We start from the raw sequence: 19,095 nt of genomic DNA, 5'->3' as shown, positions 1-19,095 counted from the left end.
GGAACACCATGTCTGTAAAACCTACTGCTGTTGCCGTTTCCCTCTGTATGGCCCTGTCTTTGCCGGTGCTTGCGGATGGTTTGGCTGGCATCGAAACCTACCAGGGCAAGCCCGCCTCGGAACACACCATCAAAGCCAATGCGGAGCTGGCCAAGCGCCTGCCCTGGGAGGACACCAGCGCCTTTGAACGCACTCAGCGCGGTCTGATTGCACCCTTTGGCAGCCACGCCGCCGGTGAGCTGAAAAACAAGTTCAACTATATGGCGGCGATGAGCGTGAAAGACCTGCCGCCGACGGTAAATCCCTCCATCTGGCGCCAGGGGATGCTGAACTACGCGGCAGGCGGTCTGTACGAAGTGACCGATGGGGTGTATCAGGTGCGCGGTGCCGATCTCTCCAACATGACCATCTACCGCTCCGATAACGGCTACATCATTCATGACCCGCTGCTAAGCGATAAGGCCGCTGCCGCAGCATGGGATTTTGCCAAGCAGCACCTGCCGAAGATCAACGGTGAACACCGCATCACCGGGGTGTTGTACAGCCACATGCACATCGACCATTTCGGCGGTTCCCGGGGCATCATTGATGAGCAGTTTGACGGCCCCATCCTGGCCCCGGACGGCTTCCTCAAAGAGCTGGCAGACGAGAACATGATCGGCGGTAACGCCATGAGCCGCCGCGCCCAGTACCAGTACGGCACCACCCTGCCCAACAGCACCAAAGGGATTGTGGACAACGCCCTGGGCCTGGGCACCTCCGACGGTCAGGTGACGCTGGTGGCCCCCACCGAGGAGATTAGCGAGCGTGAGCGTTGGGTCACCATCGATGGCCTGGAGATGCTGCTGATCAACATGCCTGGCGCAGAAGCCCCGGCGGAGATGGTGGTGTACCTGCCCAAGTACCGCAGCCTTAACACCGCCGAGCTGACCTACGACGGCCAGCACAACATCTACACCTTCCGGGGTGCCAAAGTGCGTGATGCGCTGGTCTGGACCAAATACCTGACTGAGCTGAAGCTGCGCTTTGTCGACAGTGGCAAGGTGGACAACATCCACGCCGCACACTCCGCACCGGTGTGGGGGCAGGCCGAGGTCAGTGACTACATGACCCTGCAGCGCGACAACTATGGCTTTGTTCATAACCAGTCGATGCGCCTGGCCAACCACGGGGTCACCATCCACGATGTGGGCCGCGCCATTGAGGAGATTGTGCCCGAGAGCCAGTTCAACACCTGGCACACCAACGGCTACCACGGCTCCTACAGCCACAATGCCCGGGCGGTGGTGAACCTCTACCTTGGTTACCACGACATGAACCCGGTCAACGTCAATCCGCTGACCAGCCACGATAAGTCCTGCACCTACGTGGAGGCGGCCGGTGCTGGCACTCTGGTGACGGCGGGTAAGGGCCACTTTGAGGCGGGCCGCTACCAGCAGGCCAGCCAGCTGCTGAACGATGTGGTGACCTGCCAGCCGGACAACCAAAAGGCCCGTGACCTGCTGGCGGACAGCTACGAGCAGCAGGGTTATCAGGCGGAAACCATGGCCTGGCGCAACAGCTACCTGCAGGGGGCGTATGAGCTGCGCACCGGGTTTGTCGCCGACAGCCTCAAGGCGGCCTCGCCGGACGTGATCGCCAACACCCCGACCGGCATGATGCTCGATTACCTGGCGGTACGCCTGAACGCGCCGAAAGCCGAAGCCGCCGGGCTGGATTTCAACTTCCAGTTGATTCACCCGGAGCTGAACGAGGTGTACTACGGTGAGGTCAGCAACGCCAATATGGCCAATATCCAGATCGACAAGCCGGTGGAGGCCGACCTGACCCTGACCATCAGCAAGGCCGACCTGACCCGGGTACTGCTGGGGGATGGCACCCTGGCGGAGCGGGCCAACATTAAGGGCGATGCCGAGCTGTTGGGCCAGCTGAAAGCGGTGTTGGACACCTTCGAAAGCGACTTTGAAATCGTACCGCTGCCGGCGCAGAAGTCTTGACCTCTGAGCCACAAAAAACGCCCCGGAAACGGGGCGTTTTTTTTTGTCTTACGCCAGCAGCTGCCGCACCTGTTCCCGCAACCACTGGTGGGCGGGGTCATTGTTGTGGGAGTGGTGCCAGTACATGGCGTGGCCAACCCGACGGGTGGAGAAGGGCAGGGGCAGGCGCTGCAGGTCGAAACCGGCGGCGTACAGGTCGGCCACCGAGCGGGTGACCACCCCCAAACAGTCGCTGGTGGCCACCAGTCCCATCATCGACAACAGCGAGTCGCACTCACAGCGGATGCGGCGCTGGATCAGGGTGTCATCGGTAAAGTAGTCCGCGGCATAGCGGCCTGATCGGCGGATCTTCAGGGCCACATGCTGTTCAGCAAAATACTGAAGCTGGTTGATGGGCCCCTGGATACGGGGGTGCCCCTTGCGGCAGATCAGCAGCATCTCGTCCTCAAAGACGGGGGCCATCGCCAGCGTCGGGTGACTCAGGCCATCTAAGTCCAGCGCCAGGTCCACCTTGTTCAACATCAGCAGGTTGACCAGGGTCTCTTCATCCTGGGGCGCCAGATTCAATTGCAGCTGGCACTGCCCCAGCGCCGTCGCGTGTTCGGCCCGACGGTGGAGGCGGTGGGTCATCACCTCGTCGCAGGAGAGGATAAAGGTACGGGGTTGTTCGGGACTGAAGGCGGTCAGGTTATCCAGTGCCTGACGGGCGTTGTTGAACGCCGGTTCCAGGCTGCGGGCCAGCTGTACGGCGGCCTGTGTCGGAGCGATGCCACGCCCCTCCCGGACAAACAGTGCCGCCCCCAACTGACTCTGCAATCGCTTGATGGCGGCGCTGACCCCCGGTTGGGTCATGTTCAGCGCGTCTGCGGCCAGGGTGTAGGAGCGCAGCTTATAGGTTTCCAGAAAGATCGGGATCAGGTTCCAGTCGAAGCCGGTCATCGGGGGATACTCTTCGGGGCCGAGTGGTCATAGTCAACCAGCCACAGCGTGGGCGCAAGCCTATGAAAACACAGTTTGTTACCCTCGTGACTTAACTGTGACGCTCTGTTGGTATAGTGTATCCGGCACGTTGCCAATAGAGCGCAGCGAAATCACATAACAATAACGCGCCGGATTTTGGGCTGCGGCGAAGGCGCTGACTTGGCGACCGGGCAGCTCGCAATTAACCACAAGGATTGAAGGATGTTACGCAAGACTCTGTTGGCCTCCAGCGTTGTGCTGGCCCTGGCCGCCTGCTCCGATACCACCCCGACCGCTCAGACCGCTGCAGCCCCGGCTGCCGAAGCTGCACCCCAGGTGGCTCAGCTGCCGGACAGCAACCCGCTGAAGAACGCCAGCACCCTGCAGTACCAGGCTCCGGATTTCTCCCGCATCACCGACGAGCATTTTAAGCCGGCTTTTGAAGTGGGCATGGCTCAGCATATGGCGGAAATCGAGGCCATCGCCAACAACCCGGAAGCCCCCACCTTTGAAAACACCCTGGTGGCGATGGAGAAAAGCGGCGCTCTGTTGAGCCGTGCGGCCAGCGTGTTCTACAACCTGTCCAGCTCCACCAGCAACGACGCCCGTCGTGCCCTGGAAACCGAGATGGGCCCCAAGTTTGCTGAGCATCAGGACAACGTTTACCTCAATGCCAAGCTGTTTGAGCGGGTCAAGGCGATCTATGACCACCGCGCAGAGCTGGGCCTGGATGCAGAATCCATCCGCCTGACCGAAGTGACCTATGAGCAGTTTGTCCGTGCCGGTGCCGACCTGAGCCCGGAGCAGAAGCTCAAGGTGCGTGAACTGAATAAGAAGCTGTCTGAACTGACCAACCAGTTTGGCCAGAACCTGCTGGCTGCCAGCCAGGAGAGTGCCGTACTGGTGACCGACCTGGCCCAGCTGTCCGGTCTGTCTGAAGGCGCCATCGCTTCCGCCAAGGCGGCCGCCGAGAAAGCCGGCAAAGAGGGTTACCTGCTGACTCTGACCAACACCACCCGCCAGTCAGCCCTCTCCAGCCTCGACAACCGCGAGCTGCGCCAGCGCCTGTGGGAAGCGTCCGCATTCCGTGCCACCAGTGGCGAAGCGGACAACCAGGCGGTGCTGATCGAGATCGCCCAGCTGCGCGCCGAGAAGGCCGCCCTGTTTGGCTTCGACAACTGGGCGGGCTACAAGCTGCAGTCCCAGATGGCAAAAGACCCGAACACCGTGATGGACCTGCTGGGCTCCATGGTGCCGAAGGTCGTGGCGAACGCCAACAAAGAGGCGGAGGAGATCGCCGCCATGATGGCCGCCGATGGTGTTGAAGGCGAGGTGAAGCCGTGGGATTGGCTCTACTACGCCGAGAAGGTGCGTCAGCAGAAGTTCAACCTGGATGCCGCCGAAGTGGCCAAGTACTTCGTGTTCGACAAGGTGCTGGAAGATGGCGTGTTCTACACCATGGAACGCCAGTACGGCATCACCTTCAAGCAACGTACTGACCTGCCGGCCTACCATCCGGACGTGGACGTGTACGAGATCTTCGATAAAGACGGCAAGAGCATGGCGCTGTTTTACGCCGACTACTACGCCCGCGAAGGCAAGCGTGGTGGTGCCTGGATGAATGTGTTTGTGGGCCAGTCCCACCTGCTTGGCACCCAGCCGGTGATCGTCAACGTGATGAACATTGAGAAGGCCGGTGAAGGCCAGCCGCAGCTGGTCAGCTTCGATGAAGCCACCACCATGTTCCACGAGATGGGCCACGCTGTGCATGGTCTGTTCTCTGACGTGAACTACCCGAGCCTCGCCGGTACCAACGTGTCCCGCGACTTTGTTGAGTTCCCCTCCACCTTCCAGGAAGACTGGGCGGTGCACCCTGAGGTGATCGCCAACTACGCCAAGCACGTGGAAACCGGTGAGCCGATCCCGGCGGATCTGCTGGCCAAAGTGATGGCGGCCAGCAAGTTCAATCTGGGCTTTGATACTCTGGAGTACCTCTCCTCCGCCCTGCTGGATATGGAGTGGCACGCCATCGGTACTGACGCCAAGATCGATAACGTGGCGGACTTTGAAGCCGAGGCGCTGGCCAAGCACGGTGTGGATCTGGCGGCGATCCCGCCGCGCTACAAGTCCACCTACTTTGCCCACATCTTTGCCGGTGGTTACTCCGCGGGTTACTACGCCTACCTGTGGAGTGAGATCCTGGCCGCGGATGCCTTTGCTCATATCCGTGATACCGGTGGCCTGACCCGTGAACGTGGCCAGCTGTTCCGTGACAAGATCCTGTCCATGGGCAACAGCCAGGACCTGATGGAGACCTACAAAGGCTTCAAAGGTGAGGAGCCCACCACCGAGGCGCTGTTGATTCGCCGTGGTATCTCCCTGGCCAAGTAAGTCGCCAGTCGACAAAAAGCCCGCCATTTGGCGGGCTTTTTTGTGCTTTTCGCACCGCATCTGAGAAGGCAAAGGTGGGTGTGCTGTTTGAGCGAACAGATGTCTGAGGTGCATTCATTGTGTTAATAAAAAGTTGCGAGTCGGGGTTTTCCGCTTTAGGTTTAACCCGTTCGAGCTTCAATCACAGGACAGGCAATGATGTCTGCCACCAGTAAAGGAACACGACAATGTTTTCACCTTTGAAAGTTTTGCTGAGTGCCTCGTTGGCATTGACTCTGATGGCCTGCAGCAGCACGCCGGAAACCGATGTGGCCGCTGCCGACGTGGAAGCGGAAGAGGACAAGGGGGTGATCTGCGAAAAGGTGAAGGTCACCGGCTCCCGCCTTCCGGTGCGCAAGTGCACCACCGCCGAGCAGCGCCGTATGGAGATGAATCAGAACGCCCACATTCTGGACAGCTCGCTGGGTACCGTAGTTCGCCAAAGCAACTGAGTCTGCGTCAATCAGCAAAGCCCGCCACTCGGCGGGCTTTTTTATGGTTCTTCGCGGATTAGCGGGGAAAGAAGACATGAGCGACTTATCAAAGCACATACCTCATGTAAGCGAGGGATCGCTGCTGATTTCGAATTGGAATGAGCACCCAACTATCACGGCGTAGCCGTCCACCAAAGGCCGACTCGCGGCGCCGAGCGGGAGCGACTGGGAGTGAAGCCGAGGGCCAGGGAAGGCCCGAGTGCCAGTCGAGCAAGGATGCGAGTCTGGCCAGTGCTGAACGGGAAGGAGTGGGAGCGAGGGGGCTTTCGCCGCGCCGGAGGCAAAGGGGAGTCCAGAGGGGCAACGCCCTTCTGGTGCCCGCCGGGGCATCCCGGCAACGGCTCGGGAGGTAGCAACGGACCCGGAGCCAAAACTCCCACGAAAATATGCGATGAACCTTTTTTATGGGGGGGAGGCCAGTTGCTGCGGCAGGGCGCTCAACAGGGTTTTCCGCAGCCAGGAGAGGGCGGGGTCCTCCTGTCGGCTGCGATGCCAGTAGAGCCCGATGGGGATGGGGGAGAGCGGCAGCGGGCAGGGGTGGAGCGCCAGCGATGGGGTCAGCAGCGGCTCCGCGAGGTGGCGGGGCAGGGTCAGCAGGTGCTGAGATTGGGCCACGATGCGGGCGGCACTGGCGTAGCCCTGACAGCGCAGCGGGGTTCGTCTTGCCACACCAATGGCGGCCAGGGCAGCCTCCTCCAGTACCGCCCCTCTGGCCCGGCGGGAGACCACCACATGAGCGGCCTCCTGATAGGCTTCCCGGCTCAGGCTGGTGCGATCCGAGCGGCTCAGTACCACCAGCTCATCACTGAGCAGCGGCTGCAGGCAGAGTTCCGGCTCGGCGGGCTGGCGCACGTCCACCGCCAGATCGACCAGGCCCTGAGCCAATTCACGACTCAGCTGACCCCGCTCCACCCGACGGCTGATCAGGCTGCAGCCCGGGGCATGCTGATCCAGCAGCCGGGCCAAAGTTGGCAGCACCAGGGGCTCCAGCGCATCGGGCACGCCCAACTGAAAGGTCAGCCGGGCCTGTGCAGGGTCAAAGTGGCCCCACTGGCGCAGCAGTTGCCGCAGCTGACTGAGTTGGGCCAGCAACTGAGGTGCCATGCGCTGACAGCTGGGAGTCGGACGCATGCCATTGCCGTGGCGTTCAAACAGCGGCTCGCCCAGCTGGCTCCGCAGTCGTTTCAGGGCATGGCTGACCGCCGATGGGGTCAGGTGCAGCACCGTGGCCGCCGCGGAGACATTGCCTTCGCGGTAGAGCGCTTCAAACACCTTAAGCAGGTTGAGGTCGAGTTGTTCCGGTCGCATCAGGGGCTCAGGTTGTGAAAATCATTCAGTTGCAAACATGAAAATGGATCGTTTCATTCATTAACATAATTGCTCTAGAGTGACCAGAACGGCTTGATGATCCCCAAGGAGTGCTCCATGGCATTTGTCCCCAGTGCGCGCAGTCAGGCGCTGCAGCAACAGCTGACCGAGTTTATGACAACACGGGTGCTGCCCAATGAAGCCCGCTGGCTGGCGGAGAACCACCGCCTTAATGGCCATGGCGACTGGCAACGCTGGCAGTTGCTGCCGGAGTTGCAGGCGTTGAAGCAGGAAGCCCGCGAGCAGGGGCTGTGGAATCTGTTTCTGCCCGACGCCGAACTTGGGGCCGGGCTGACCACGCTGGAGTATGCCCCGCTGGCCGAGATCATGGGCCACAGCCTGTTGGCCCCGGAACTGTTCAACTGCAACGCCCCGGACACCGGCAATATGGAGGTGCTCTACCACTTCGGTTCGCCGGAGCAGCAGGCCCGCTGGCTGACCCCGCTGCTGGCAGGAACGTTGCGCTCGGTGTTCTGCATGACGGAGCCGGAGGTCGCCTCCAGCGATGCCACCAATATGGCCGCCACCATCGAACGGGATGGTGATGAGCTGGTGCTCAACGGCCACAAATGGTGGAGCACCGGACTGGGCCATCCCGATGCGGGCATCGCCATCTTTATGGGGCTTTGTGACCCCGATGCTGAACGCCATCGTCGGCACGCCATGGTGCTGGTGCCGCTGGACACCCCCGGCGTCACCATCGAACGGATGCTGACCGCCTGCGGCGACTACGACGCGCCCTATGGGCATGGTCAGGTGCGTTTTGACCAGGTTCGGGTGCCGGCAGATCACCTGATCAAAGGCTGGGGAGAGGGCTTTGCCATCGCCCAGGGCCGACTGGGTCCGGGTCGGATCCACCACTGCATGCGCTGTCTTGGCGCGGCGGAGCGATCACTGGCGCTGATGATTGAACGGGGCCAGCAGCGCAGCGCCTTTGGCCGACCCTTGCTGAAGCTGGGAGGCAACCTGGAGAAGGTGGCCGAGGCGCGCATCGCCATCGAGCAGGCGCGGCTGCTGACCCTGCAGGCGGCGTGGAAGATCGACAACCACGGCGTCCGGGCCGCCATGACCGACATTGCTGCCATCAAGGTGGTGGCGCCACGGGTGCTGCAACAGGTGGTGGAGATGGCCATTCAGCTGCATGGGGGCGCCGGGCTGTGTCAGGACCACCCGTTGATGGGGTTCTACGCCCAGGCCCGGGCGCTGCGCCTGGCGGATGGCCCGGATGAGGTGCATCTGGCCAGCGTGGCCAAACTGGAACTGAAGCGACGGGGGCAGTCATGAGAGTCTTTATCAGCGGCGGTGCCTCGGGGTTGGGGCGCGCGTTGGCTCTGTATTGGGCCGCCGAGGGGGCCAGGGTCGCCATCGGCGATGTTCAGGATGGCACAGCGGTGGTGGCGGAGATCAAGGAACGGGGCGGCGAGGGGTGTTTCCTGCCCTGCGACGTCACCGACGAAGCCAGCCTGGCGGCGGTGGCCAGTGAACTGCGCCAGCGTTGGGAGGGCCTTGACCTGCTGGTGTGCAACGCCGGTGTGGCCACCGCCGGTACGCTGGAGCAGGAGTCCCTGGCGCAGTGGCAGTGGGTGTTCGACATCAATCTGTTTGGCGTGGTGCGCAGCTGCCGTGCCCTGGTGCCGCTGCTGTCTGAGGGCGGTCAGGTGCTCAACATCGCCTCTCAGGCCGGGCTCAACCCGATGCCCAAGATGGGCAGCTACAGCGCGGTGAAGGCGGCGGTGGTGAGCTTTTCGGAGACCCTGGCGCTGGAGCTGGCGGACCGGGGCATCCACGTCAGTGTGGCCTGTCCCGCCTTCTTTAAAACCAATCTGGACAAGGGATTGCGCAGCGCTGACCCGGCCATGACCGCCATCCTCCACAAGTTGTTTGCCAAGGCACCGTTGAGTGCAGAGCAGGTCGCCGCATCGATTGCCGATGGGGTGGCCCGACGCGCACCGCTTATCCTGCCGCATCAAAGTGGACGCCGCGCCTTCTGGCTGATGCGGCTGCTTCCGCGCCAGCGCTACCGTGCCCTGATGCTCAGGCAGACCGCCAAACTGCGGAGGGCGCGGGCATGAGCGACAGTGTGATTGACCAGGGGGGCGCGGTGCGCGAGGGCGAAGCCCTGCCACTGGAAGCCCTGCTGCCCTGGTTGCGGGAGCGGTTGCCGGCACTGGAGGGGACGCCTGAGGTTCGTCAGTACAGTGGCGGTGCCTCCAACTGGACCTACTGCCTGCAGTTCGCCAACCGGGACCTGATCCTGCGGCGGGCCCCGGCGGGCACCAAGGCTCGGGGGGCGCACGATATGGGTCGGGAGTACCGGCTGCAAAAGGCGCTCAAGCCGCTGTTCGGTGCGGTGCCTGAGGTGCTGGCCCACTGCGACAATGCGCAGGTGCTGGGAACGGAGTTCTACCTGATGGAGCGGTTGCAGGGGGTGATCCCTCGGCGGCACTTCCCCCGTGCCCTGGCGCTGACGCCGACCCGGACCCGACAGGTGTGTGAGTCGGCGCTGGATACCCTGATTCAACTGCATCAGGTGGACACCGCGCCGCTGGCGGAGTTTGGCAAGGGCAGCGGCTATATCGAGCGCCAAATCGAGGGGTGGATTCAGCGCTACCAAAAGGCCCGCACCTGGAACGTGGGCAGTGGCAAACGGGTGATGCGCTATCTGGAGGCCAACCTGCCGACAAAGGAGCGGCAGGCGCTGATCCACAACGACTACCGCTTTGACAATCTGGTACTGGCCCCGGACGACCCCAGCCGGGTGTTGGGTGTGCTGGACTGGGAGCTGGCCACCCTGGGCGACCCGCTGATGGACCTGGGCAACACTCTGGCGTATTGGGTTCAGGCCGACGATGACGCGGTATTGCGATCGGCCCGGTTGCAGCCGACGCACCTGCCGGGCATGCTGAGTCGGCAAGAGGTGGTGCAGTACTACGGCGAGCGCACCGGCATCGACTGTGACGATTTCACGTTTTACGAAGTGTATGGCCTGTTCAGGCTGGCCGGCATCATGCAGCAGATCTACTACCGCTACCACCACGGCCAGACCCGTAACCCCCGCTTTAAGCGGTTCTGGTTCTTCGTCAATTACCTGCTGTGGCGCTGTGACCGGCGGATCCGCGCTGCTCGTTAAGGAGTCCTGTGAGCGCGATTTACCTGATTCGACATGGCCAGGCCAGTGCCGGTGCCGACGATTACGACCAGCTGTCCCCCCTGGGGCAGCAGCAGGCGAGCCATCTGGGTGAAGACCTGGCCCGGCGCGGACTGCGTCCGGCGGCGGTGATCGCCGGGTCACTCCGGCGTCATCAGCAAACCGCCGAACACTGCCTGCGGGGGGCGGGGCTGGCGCTGGACTGGCAGACCCTGCCGCAGTGGAACGAGTACGACCATCGCGAGATTTTGCGCACCTACAATCCGGCGTACCACGAGATTTCGGCCCTGCGCGCCGCGATAAGCCAGCACCCCGAGCCGATGGTGTTTATGAAGGCCGAACTCAAAGCGGCCTTTGATCGCTGGCTCAGTGGCCAATACGACGATGAGTATCAGGAGAGTGCCCTGGCGTTCCGCACCCGGGTACAGGGGGCTTTGCAGCAGCTGCCGCCACCGGAAGCGGGGCCGGTCTGGGTGTTCACCTCCGGCGGCCCCATTACCGTCGTAACCCAAACCCTGCTGGGGCTGGAGCCCCGGGGACTGCTGAGCGTCAATGCCCGGCTGGTCAACGCCGGCGTCACCAAGTTGGTGTCGGGAAAAGGGGGGTATGGCCTCGCTACCCTGAACGAACATGTCGCCTTTGAGGGGCGGCCCCAATGGATTACCACGATTTGAAAGGAAGCCAATGAGTCGACAGAACATTCTGATTACCGGTGCCAGCTCCGGGTTGGGCCGGGGCATGGCCATCGAATTTGCCAAGCGGGGGCGTAACCTCGCGCTCTGCGCCCGTCGACTGGATCGGCTGGAGGCGTTAAAGGCGGAGCTGGAGCGGGATTACCCGGGTATTCAGGTGTTTATCCGGCCGCTGGATGTGAATGATCATGACCAGGTGTTCGAGGTGTTCAACGCCTTCACCGAGGATTTTGGTGGCCAGCTCGATCGGGTGATCGTCAACGCGGGGATGGGCAAGGGGGCGTCGCTGGGCACCGGCCATTTTGAGGCCAACAAGCAAACCGCACAAACCAACTTCGTGGCCGCTCTGGCCCAGTGCGAAGCGGCGTTAACCCAGTTTCGGGCGCAGAACAGCGGCCACCTGGTGGCCATCTCATCCGTCAGTGCCGTGCGGGGGTTTCGTCGTGCCATGACGGTTTACGCTGCCACCAAAGCCGCCCTCACCAGCCTCTGTGAGGGGATCCGGGTCGATCTGTTGGGCACCCCCATCAAGGTGACCACGGTGCATCCGGGGTTTATTCGCAGTGAGATCAACGAAAAGGTGGAGAAGGTGCCCTTTATCGTGGATACCGAAACCGGTTGCCGGGCGTTGGTGGAAGCGATTGAGAAGGAGGGGGAGAACCCCTTTGTGCCGGGCTGGCCGTGGGCCTGGATGCGCTACGTGCTTAAGGTGCTGCCACTCTCCCAGCTGCGCAAATTCAGCTGAACCGCAAAAAAGGGGCCAAACGGCCCCTTTTTTGTTGGACTCGCCGGTCAGCTGGTTTGCCCCAACGGGGCCAGCTTGCCCTGGCGTTCCAGCCGGGCCCGAAACTGATCGTAGGCCCAATTGTAGATGATGGCGTAGACCAGGAAGAACACCACGAAACCGATGTCCATGATCAGGGCATCGACAAACCCGAGGTTGAGGCTGAACATCAGCACCGGAATGGTGACGGTCACCAGCCCCGCTTCGAACCCCACCCCGTGACCTACCCGCAGGCCCCAGCTGCGATCAATGCGATTGCTGCCGAACACCCGGTCAAAACCGAGGTTGTAGACGTAGTTCCAGGCCATGGCCATCAGCGAGAGGATAATGGCGGTGGCGGTCATATGGCCGGCGTCGGTGCCGGTCAGCAGGATGCCCGCCGGGACCACAATGGCCAGGGCAATCATCTCGAACAGCAGGCTGTGAAGAACGCGCTCGCGTGGGGACATAAAAAAGGCTCCGGTGATTCAAATTATGGGGCCATTCTATTTAGAATTGAGATTGTTCAAAGTTAGTTACTATCGGTAAAAGTGATATGTACAGTCTCGACCAACTGCGTGCTTTCGTGGCGGCGGCGGAGCAGGGCTCCTTTTCCGGTGCGGCCCGCCGACTGGGCAAGGCCCAATCGGCAGTGAGCCAGGCCATTGCCAATCTCGAGATCGACTGGGGGGTCGAGCTGTTTGACCGTCGCACCCGAAAACCGATGCTCACCGATAAGGGCGTCACCCTGCTGGCCCATGCCCGGGTGGTGCTGAATCAGGCGCGGGGGCTGGAGATTGCCGCCGCTGCACTGGAGCAGGAGCAGGAAACCACTCTGAATCTGGCGGTGGATGAGGCGCTGATGGTGTCGGCCATTGAGCCGGTACTGCGTGAGTTTGCCGAGCGCTTCCCGGCGACCTCACTGGCCCTGCACGCCGTGGCCAGCCCCGATGTGCTGGCTCTGGTGGCCGGGGGGCGCGCCCAGATGGGGCTGATGTTCTCCAATCTGTCGTTTCACGATGAGGTGGACAGTTGCTATCTGGGCGAGTTGCCCTTTGTGGTGGTGGCCAGTTCCACTCACCCACTGGCGAAGCTGGAGGCGGTGCGGCTGGCGGATCTGTGCGTCTACCGGCAGCTGATGGTGAGGGGGTTTGACGGTCTGGGCCTGGAGCAGGTTCCGCCGGTGTCGGCCCAGCAGTGGTGGGCCAATAACCTGTTTCTGCTGCGCGAGCTGGCGCGTCAGGGGTTGGGCTGGAGCTACGTCCCTCAGCATATGATCACTCAGGAGCTGGCCGCGGGCAGTCTGGTGGTTCTGCCGGTGGTGTTTGACCATAAACCCTGGCGTGCGCCGGTGGACCGGGTGGTGGCGCGGGGCGCGAAACCGGGTCCGGCACTGTCCTGGTTGATGGCGGCGGTGACGGATTGTTTTAGCGAGGGATGAGTTGAGCCCTTCTCGTTAAGTCTCTGTTTACCTAGAATAAGCAAACTGTTGGTGAGAACTTTACCCAGAGGATTCGGGATGGGCACACTGTGGCGATTGGGATGGAGCATGGCGCTGGCATTGGCGCTGACCACGGCCGGGCTGGCGCAGGAGCGCCCCAAAGTGGGATTAGCACTGTCCGGCGGCGGCGCAAAGGGCGCGGCCCACGTCGGTGTCCTGAAGGTGCTCGAGGAGTACAACATCCCGGTCGACTACATCGCCGGCACCTCCATGGGGGCCTACGTCGCCGGCCTTTATGCCCTCGGCTACAGTGCCGACCAGATTGAAGCGATCATGCTGTCGCTGGACTTCAACAGCGGCTTCTCCGACGACATCCCCCGGGAAGACCTGAGCTACCGCGATAAACAGCATTACGACAGCTACCCGATTGAACTCAAAATGGGGTTCCGCGACGGCGAGCTGCGCTTTGCCAGAGGGGCGCTGCAGGGCCAGACCATGTCCTCCCTGATCCGCCGCTCCATCGGCACCGTCCCGGAAGTGCCCAGCTTTGACATGCTGCCGATCCCGGTGCGCTTTGTCGCGACCGACCTGACCGACCGCGGCGAAGTGGTCCTCGACAGCGGTAACCTGCTTGAGGCGATGCAGGCCAGCATGACCGTCCCCGGCGCGTTGGCCCCGATTGAGCGCGACGGCCGATTGCTGGTGGACGGCGGCATGGTCAACAATATGCCGGTATCCGTGGTGAAGGATATGGGTGCGGACGTGGTGATTGCCGTCGACATCGGCGCACCGCTGAAGGGCAAGGATGACCTTAACTCGGTGTTCGATGTGCTCGATCAGCTCAGCGGTTACCTGACCAACCTGTCACGGGACCAGCAGGTGGCCCTGTTGGAGCCGGGCGACATCCTGATCCAGCCCAACATCGATGGCATCGGCACCAGCGATTTCGAGGCCATGCCGGGGCTGATCCCCGAGGGCAAGCGGGCGGCAATGGAGCACATCAGCGACCTGCGGCGCTGGTCTCTGGCGGACGACGCCTACCGCGACTATCACCTGGCCAAGCAGGTGAATCGCTCCGTCTGGCTCGAAACCGAGGCGCCGGTGGTGGCGGTGCGGATGGAGAACCAGAGCTGGGTGAAAGATGACGTGATCCGCGATGTGCTGCAGGTGGAGCCGGGGGACGTGCTGACCGAGCGGGAGATTGAGGACGCCGTGGCACGGATCTACTCGCTGAACCAGTTTGAGCGGGTCGATGCCTTCCTGGTGGACGGTCGTGACGGCCCCGAGCTGGTGGTGCAGACCCGGGGTAAAAACTGGGGGCCCAACGTGTTTGATATGGGGCTGCGCATCGAGGACAACCTGGACCGGGAGCTGGATCTCTCCCTGGATGCCGCCCTGACCGTCAACAACCTGTTCAATGCCGGGGGCCAATGGCGTACCGAGGCCAATCTGGGGACCGTCAATCGACTGGCGACGGAGTGGTATCAGCCGATGGATGACCTGCAGAGTTTCTATCTGATCGGCATGGCGGATATCGAGAGCAAAGAGTGGAACGCCTTTGAGCAGATAGAAGAGTTCCCCTTTGTCCGGATTGAGCAGACGCGCTCCAGCGTGGCGCTGGGCGGTGGCATAAACTTTGGGCGCAACGCGCAACTGCAGTTGGCGTACCGCTATGAGGATGGCAAGTATCACAGCGTGGGCAGTAACACCATCGGCCGGCTGGGGGATTACTGGTTTTATGGTCCTGAGCTTGGATTGGGGTTTGATACGCTCGACCAATCGATGTTTCCCAGTAAAGGGCAGCGTTGGTTTGCCCAGATCAGCCATCTGAACAGCAGCAGTAAAGCGGCATTTATTGATGCACCCTGGGAGCGGGATAACTTCTGGGTGTACGAACTGGACTGGACCGGCGCCACCCACTTTGGGGCGCACAACTTCATCGGCAAATTGAGTTTTGAAACCCTGAGCGAAGATGAGCTGACCCTGGCACACTTCACCTCCATCGGCGGGTTCCTCAACCTGTCCGGTTTCTCTAAAGACAGCCTGTTCGGCAGCCACAAGGTGCTGCTGGGCGGGGTGTACACCTATGACCTGAGCCGGGAAGTGCTGGGCATCACCTGGCCGCTGTTCCTCGGGGCATCGTTTGAGGCAGGTAATGTCTGGCTGCTTCAGGATGACGTGTCGCTGGGGGATCTGATCTACGCAGGCAGTCTGTTTGTCAGCATGGAAACCGCCATTGGCCCCGCGGCGCTGGCGTTTGGCCAAGCGGACACCGGCGACAGCAGCTTCTACCTCTTTATTGGCAAGCAGTTTTAAGCCCGGCGAACCGGGCTTTATCGAGCGTTATTCCGGGAGGGACAGGCCGTCCAGCAGAGCACGGGTCTCCTGCAAATTGCCCTCCTCCAACGCCATCAGTGTGGCGATCCGTGCCGTGCGTTCGTCCCGGGTCGCGTCGCTGATCTCCCCCGCCTGATGCGCGCGCTCCAGCGTGCCCTGGTACTGCCTCAGCAGCACTCTGAAGCGGCCGATCTCGCTGGCCACCGCGTCTGACGAGTGGGAAGCGGCGCTGGCAATCAGGTTATCCAGCCGCCCCTTGGCCACGGTCACGATCTCATTGGCCAGCTGCCAGTGACGCCCATCCGGCTGGGCAAACTGGGCGATGCCACCGAGGGTTTCACTGCCAAACTGCTTGAGCACGGGATTGCCGGTCTGATGCCCTACTGCCCGAACAATGGCCAGATTCAGCACCCGGCGCAGGGCGGAGTTGCTCATATAGAGGTTGCCGTTTGGCGCTGTTGCCATCACCGACACGCTCTCCTCCACACCCGCTGTGGCGGCTCGTATCTCGCCGGTTTCCCGGTCCAGCAGAACCTGACTGATCTGCAACGGCATCACCCGGCCCTGGGTATTGAGGTAACCAAACCCAACTTGTGCCACCACGCCATTGCCGGTTATCCCGGCCAGAACCATGTTTCCGGTGTAGGGGGCGAAGGTGAAATCGCTGGCACCGATGGAGCGGTAGAACGCCTCAAAGGCGGGTTTGAATACCTGCTGATAGACCTGGGCTGCAGGGGTGGGCTGCTGCAGCAGTGAGGTGTCGAAGGTGTCGCTCAGGTTCGCCACCCAGACCGGTTCGCCACATTGGGTGCCATCACCGGCGCAATGGCCCATCTCAACAAACTTGATGATGTCGATGGCGGTGGAAGCGAAGATCTCACCCCCCTCCCGGGAGACCGCCACCGAGCCCACCACCTGGCCACTGCCGGTGGGCTGGCTCCAGAGCAGTTCGCCGCTGGCGGCGTCGATGGCCAGCAGTTGGTCGACGGCATCGGCGGTATAGACCCGGGTGCCATCCAGCGAGAGGGTGGGGGTGGCTGCCGTCCCGCCCTCAAAGTCCCGGCGCCAGTCGATGCTGGCCTGACCCGAAGAGTCGAGAGAAACGGAGAACAATGCGCCATAGGCGGAGTAGCCATCGGCAACGCCGTCAGCCTCATCCGGTGCGGTGGCGCCAATCAGCATACGGCCCGTGTTGGGGTCGATACTGAAGTAGTTGGCCACCTCATAGCCGCCTCCCAGCACCATGGTCAGCACATCAAAGAAGGTGGCGGTGTCGTTGAACATCCGGCTCAGGCCGCCATGAACAAAAGGCTCCAGCTGAGAGTAATCGGTCTGGTAGGCCATCGGCAGGGTTGGGGCGCCGGGCAGGGAGAAGGGATCTGCCAGCGGGGCACCGGTCTGGCGGTCATGAACCACCAGGTGGCCGTCCGCCATCAGCGCCACCACGGCATCCAGTCCCGCATGGTAGTTCACACCAAAGTTGTGGGTGTCGATGTGGCCGGCGCCTTCCGGAGCGGTAAGGCCGGTGGCCACATCCCAGAGCACCTCGCCGCTTTGGCTCACGGCCGTCAGATACTCGTAGCTGCCGACGTAGATGACGTCCTCATCGGCCTCAAGGCTGCGCGGCAGGATCAGCGGCGCGCCACCCTGTCCCATTCGTGTGCCGGGCAAAGACCAGCGCCGTTCGCCGCTCTGGCCGTCAAGCGAGTAGAGATAGACCGACTCCACCGGATCCACCGGCACCACATAAACGTTGCTGTCCCGGTCGAACACACCGCCTTCATAGCTGAGCAGGTGGGTCTCAGCGATCCAGTTCAACTGGGGGGTGGGCGCGGCGACGGCAATCACCTCATCGCTGTTGCGGGTGTCGCCGTGGAGCGCATAAAACCCCGCAGCCTCGGCGCCGAGGGTGGTGGGAGGAAGATGCCGGGGAAAGCCCTGAGGTTGCCACTGGTGGTCGGGCAGAGTGGCCGGGCTTCGGGTGGGAAGCAGGTAGAGGGCGGGGTTGAGTCCGCCGGAATCGGGGTCTCGGCTGGCGTCCAGCTGCTGCAATAACTGGGTGGTGTTGCCATCGACCGTTATCCGGTTTTTGGCCGGCTCCTCCGGCACATCGGCCTGCAGACCGTGCAATGGCCCGTAGTCAATGGGGGTTTCTGAAGAGTCGGAGCCGCCGCAGGCGGTGAGCATCAGCAAGACCGCAGGGTACAGCAGGGCCTTGGCGCGATGTTGTTGTGTTGTCGTTATCTTTCTCATTTGCCACACCAGTTCTTCGATTGGAATGTTCCATCCTAAAGGGCTCTGGCGGGGCTGCCCTGTCTCTGGCTGCCAAATGCTTGTCTCAAACTACCCGGACAAGACGCGTTGGCTTTGCGACTCCCGGAACTGGCTTGGGGTGGTGTTGAACCAACGCTGGAAAGCCCGGTTGAAGTTACTGGTGTCACGGAACCCCAAGCTCAGAGCGATGTTGGTGATGGGTTCATTGGAGTGGGTGAGGTAGTGGACGCTCAGGGTGCGGCGTTTCTCCTGCAGTAACTGGTTGAAGGTTACCCCCTCCTGCTTGAGTTTTCGGGCCAGAGTTCGGGGGGAGACCTGAAGGAATTGCGCCACCGCTTCCAGGGTGGGCGCCCCCTCTTCCGCTGAGAACTGAATCGCCGCGCGGCAACGTTGGCTCAGCGTCTGAATCTGCATCTGCTGCAGGGACTGAACCACCGCCAGTTCATTGAGCTCCGCCATATGGGCATCGCCGTGCACGGAGTCCAGTTGCAGTGCGCTGCGGGTCAGCCAGAGACAGTTTCTGGCCTGCCCAAACCGCACCGGGAGTCGGAAGTGTTGCAGCCAGGGTTCCGGAGTGGCCGGAGCGCCGCGACGCACCCACACCTCCTGCAACAGGCCCGGCGCATGGACCATCTCCATACAGAACTTCTGGATGACGGAAAAGAACGCGTCGATGGCGGCATCACTGATGGTGACCCCTTCTCTCGCCTCAATAGTGAAGCCCAGGCGATCGGATTCTTCGGTCAGCGATAACGTGACGGCGTCACTGATCAGGGCGTGGTAGTGGATGATCTTGCGAAGTGACTGCTCAATGTTCTGGCAGGTGACGGTCAGCATCCCCAGCGCCCGAAAGTGCATCGGGTGAACCTGTGCGGCCACCCCCAGCCCAAACGCCGGGTTATCGGAAGCGATGACCGCCTCATTCCAGAGGCGGGTCATGCGTTCGATGGGGATCCGCTCGGTTGGCGACTGCTTAATCTGTTTGAAACTGAGCCCGGCCCGGGCGAACACCGGCGGTGGTGAGACGCCGTTGGCGTTGAGCGTGGCGCCAATGGCGATGGCCCAGGCGGCCAGAGTGGTGTAGGTGCTGTCCATATCCTTGTGCTCGATTCCGAATCCATCCGATGCCGTGCCGGGAAACTCCCCGACGATGACAATAGCATGAGCGGATCCGGATGTGGGTGTATGCTA

The 19,095-nt window shown here is 62.2% G+C and carries 15 protein-coding genes; 10 read left to right on the top strand and 5 right to left on the bottom strand.

Annotated elements, in window-relative coordinates; translation table 11 throughout:
• Nucleotides 1-8: 8 nt before the first annotated feature.
• The gene (locus FBAL_RS16260) at nt 9-1,997 is read left to right on the top strand and encodes an alkyl/aryl-sulfatase (RefSeq protein ID WP_013346681.1); all 1,989 of its coding nucleotides are present in this window, start codon (nt 9-11) and stop codon (nt 1,995-1,997) included.
• A 48-nt stretch (nt 1,998-2,045) separates the two neighbouring features.
• On the opposite strand, the gene FBAL_RS16255 is transcribed toward FBAL_RS16260, so the two are convergent.
• Entirely contained in the window at nt 2,046-2,936 is an 891-nt protein-coding gene (locus FBAL_RS16255; protein WP_013346680.1) for a LysR family transcriptional regulator, read from the bottom strand.
• A gap of 243 nt (nt 2,937-3,179) precedes the next feature.
• Between FBAL_RS16255 and FBAL_RS16250 the strand changes: the two genes are divergently transcribed.
• Nucleotides 3,180-5,348, top strand: coding sequence for a M3 family metallopeptidase (locus tag FBAL_RS16250; protein ID WP_013346679.1), 2,169 nt, complete (start codon nt 3,180-3,182; stop codon nt 5,346-5,348).
• A gap of 227 nt (nt 5,349-5,575) precedes the next feature.
• The gene (locus FBAL_RS16245) at nt 5,576-5,839 is read left to right on the top strand and encodes a hypothetical protein (RefSeq protein ID WP_013346678.1); all 264 of its coding nucleotides are present in this window, start codon (nt 5,576-5,578) and stop codon (nt 5,837-5,839) included.
• Nucleotides 5,840-6,283: 444 nt separating this feature from the next.
• Here the strand turns inward: FBAL_RS16245 and FBAL_RS16240 are convergent, their stop codons facing one another.
• Complete coding sequence (locus tag FBAL_RS16240; RefSeq protein WP_013346677.1) at nt 6,284-7,189, bottom strand: LysR family transcriptional regulator; 906 nt, start codon at nt 7,187-7,189, stop codon at nt 6,284-6,286.
• 117 nt (nt 7,190-7,306) lie between these two features.
• On the opposite strand from FBAL_RS16240, the gene FBAL_RS16235 reads away from it, so the two are divergent.
• From FBAL_RS16235 to FBAL_RS16215, 5 genes are read left to right on the top strand one after another with little or no spacing between them, the layout of a single operon-like run.
• A complete protein-coding gene (locus tag FBAL_RS16235; protein ID WP_013346676.1) occupies nt 7,307-8,533 on the top strand; it encodes an acyl-CoA dehydrogenase family protein in 1,227 nt (408 codons plus the stop codon).
• Nucleotides 8,530-9,321: an SDR family oxidoreductase gene (locus tag FBAL_RS16230; protein ID WP_013346675.1), complete on the top strand. Its 792-nt coding sequence runs from the start codon at nt 8,530-8,532 to the stop codon at nt 9,319-9,321. The genes FBAL_RS16235 and FBAL_RS16230 overlap by 4 nt, the downstream gene beginning before the upstream one ends.
• The gene (locus FBAL_RS16225) at nt 9,318-10,379 is read left to right on the top strand and encodes a phosphotransferase family protein (protein ID WP_013346674.1); all 1,062 of its coding nucleotides are present in this window, start codon (nt 9,318-9,320) and stop codon (nt 10,377-10,379) included. The genes FBAL_RS16230 and FBAL_RS16225 overlap by 4 nt, the downstream gene beginning before the upstream one ends.
• A gap of 8 nt (nt 10,380-10,387) precedes the next feature.
• Nucleotides 10,388-11,071, top strand: coding sequence for a histidine phosphatase family protein (locus FBAL_RS16220; RefSeq protein WP_013346673.1), 684 nt, complete (start codon nt 10,388-10,390; stop codon nt 11,069-11,071).
• A 10-nt stretch (nt 11,072-11,081) separates the two neighbouring features.
• Entirely contained in the window at nt 11,082-11,834 is a 753-nt protein-coding gene (locus FBAL_RS16215; protein ID WP_013346672.1) for an SDR family oxidoreductase, read from the top strand.
• Nucleotides 11,835-11,881: 47 nt separating this feature from the next.
• Here FBAL_RS16215 and FBAL_RS16210 read toward each other — a convergent pair whose 3' ends face one another.
• Nucleotides 11,882-12,322, bottom strand: a complete 441-nt coding sequence (locus FBAL_RS16210; RefSeq protein ID WP_013346671.1) for a PACE efflux transporter — start codon at nt 12,320-12,322, stop codon at nt 11,882-11,884.
• Between the two features lie 86 nt (nt 12,323-12,408).
• On the opposite strand from FBAL_RS16210, the gene FBAL_RS16205 reads away from it, so the two are divergent.
• Nucleotides 12,409-13,293, top strand: a complete 885-nt coding sequence (locus FBAL_RS16205; RefSeq protein WP_013346670.1) for a LysR family transcriptional regulator — start codon at nt 12,409-12,411, stop codon at nt 13,291-13,293.
• Nucleotides 13,294-13,371: 78 nt separating this feature from the next.
• On the top strand, nt 13,372-15,609 hold the full coding sequence (locus FBAL_RS16200) for a patatin-like phospholipase family protein (RefSeq protein ID WP_013346669.1): 2,238 nt from the start codon (nt 13,372-13,374) through the stop codon (nt 15,607-15,609).
• Between the two features lie 27 nt (nt 15,610-15,636).
• Here the strand turns inward: FBAL_RS16200 and FBAL_RS16195 are convergent, their stop codons facing one another.
• Both FBAL_RS16195 and FBAL_RS16190 read right to left on the bottom strand, forming a co-directional pair.
• A complete protein-coding gene (locus FBAL_RS16195; protein ID WP_013346668.1) occupies nt 15,637-17,883 on the bottom strand; it encodes an outer membrane protein assembly factor BamB family protein in 2,247 nt (748 codons plus the stop codon).
• Between the two features lie 90 nt (nt 17,884-17,973).
• Entirely contained in the window at nt 17,974-18,999 is a 1,026-nt protein-coding gene (locus tag FBAL_RS16190; RefSeq protein ID WP_013346667.1) for an AraC family transcriptional regulator, read from the bottom strand.
• Between the last annotated feature and the right edge of the window lie 96 nt (nt 19,000-19,095).

Source organism: Ferrimonas balearica DSM 9799, from assembly GCF_000148645.1.
Taxonomy (GTDB): Bacteria; Pseudomonadota; Gammaproteobacteria; order Enterobacterales; family Shewanellaceae; genus Ferrimonas; species Ferrimonas balearica.
The sequence above is the reverse complement of the archived record's forward strand: the minus strand, read 5'-3'. Positions and strand labels throughout refer to the sequence as shown.

Coding starts and splice junctions, on each gene's coding strand:
- FBAL_RS16260 (WP_013346681.1), top strand. CDS start 9: ATGTCTGTAAAACCTACTGCTGTTGCCGTTTCCCTCTGTATGGCCCTG.
- FBAL_RS16255 (WP_013346680.1), bottom strand. CDS start 2,936: ATGACCGGCTTCGACTGGAACCTGATCCCGATCTTTCTGGAAACCTAT.
- FBAL_RS16250 (WP_013346679.1), top strand. CDS start 3,180: ATGTTACGCAAGACTCTGTTGGCCTCCAGCGTTGTGCTGGCCCTGGCC.
- FBAL_RS16245 (WP_013346678.1), top strand. CDS start 5,576: ATGTTTTCACCTTTGAAAGTTTTGCTGAGTGCCTCGTTGGCATTGACT.
- FBAL_RS16240 (WP_013346677.1), bottom strand. CDS start 7,189: ATGCGACCGGAACAACTCGACCTCAACCTGCTTAAGGTGTTTGAAGCG.
- FBAL_RS16235 (WP_013346676.1), top strand. CDS start 7,307: ATGGCATTTGTCCCCAGTGCGCGCAGTCAGGCGCTGCAGCAACAGCTG.
- FBAL_RS16230 (WP_013346675.1), top strand. CDS start 8,530: ATGAGAGTCTTTATCAGCGGCGGTGCCTCGGGGTTGGGGCGCGCGTTG.
- FBAL_RS16225 (WP_013346674.1), top strand. CDS start 9,318: ATGAGCGACAGTGTGATTGACCAGGGGGGCGCGGTGCGCGAGGGCGAA.
- FBAL_RS16215 (WP_013346672.1), top strand. CDS start 11,082: ATGAGTCGACAGAACATTCTGATTACCGGTGCCAGCTCCGGGTTGGGC.
- FBAL_RS16210 (WP_013346671.1), bottom strand. CDS start 12,322: ATGTCCCCACGCGAGCGCGTTCTTCACAGCCTGCTGTTCGAGATGATT.
- FBAL_RS16205 (WP_013346670.1), top strand. CDS start 12,409: ATGTACAGTCTCGACCAACTGCGTGCTTTCGTGGCGGCGGCGGAGCAG.
- FBAL_RS16200 (WP_013346669.1), top strand. CDS start 13,372: ATGGGCACACTGTGGCGATTGGGATGGAGCATGGCGCTGGCATTGGCG.
- FBAL_RS16195 (WP_013346668.1), bottom strand. CDS start 17,883: ATGAGAAAGATAACGACAACACAACAACATCGCGCCAAGGCCCTGCTG.
- FBAL_RS16190 (WP_013346667.1), bottom strand. CDS start 18,999: ATGGACAGCACCTACACCACTCTGGCCGCCTGGGCCATCGCCATTGGC.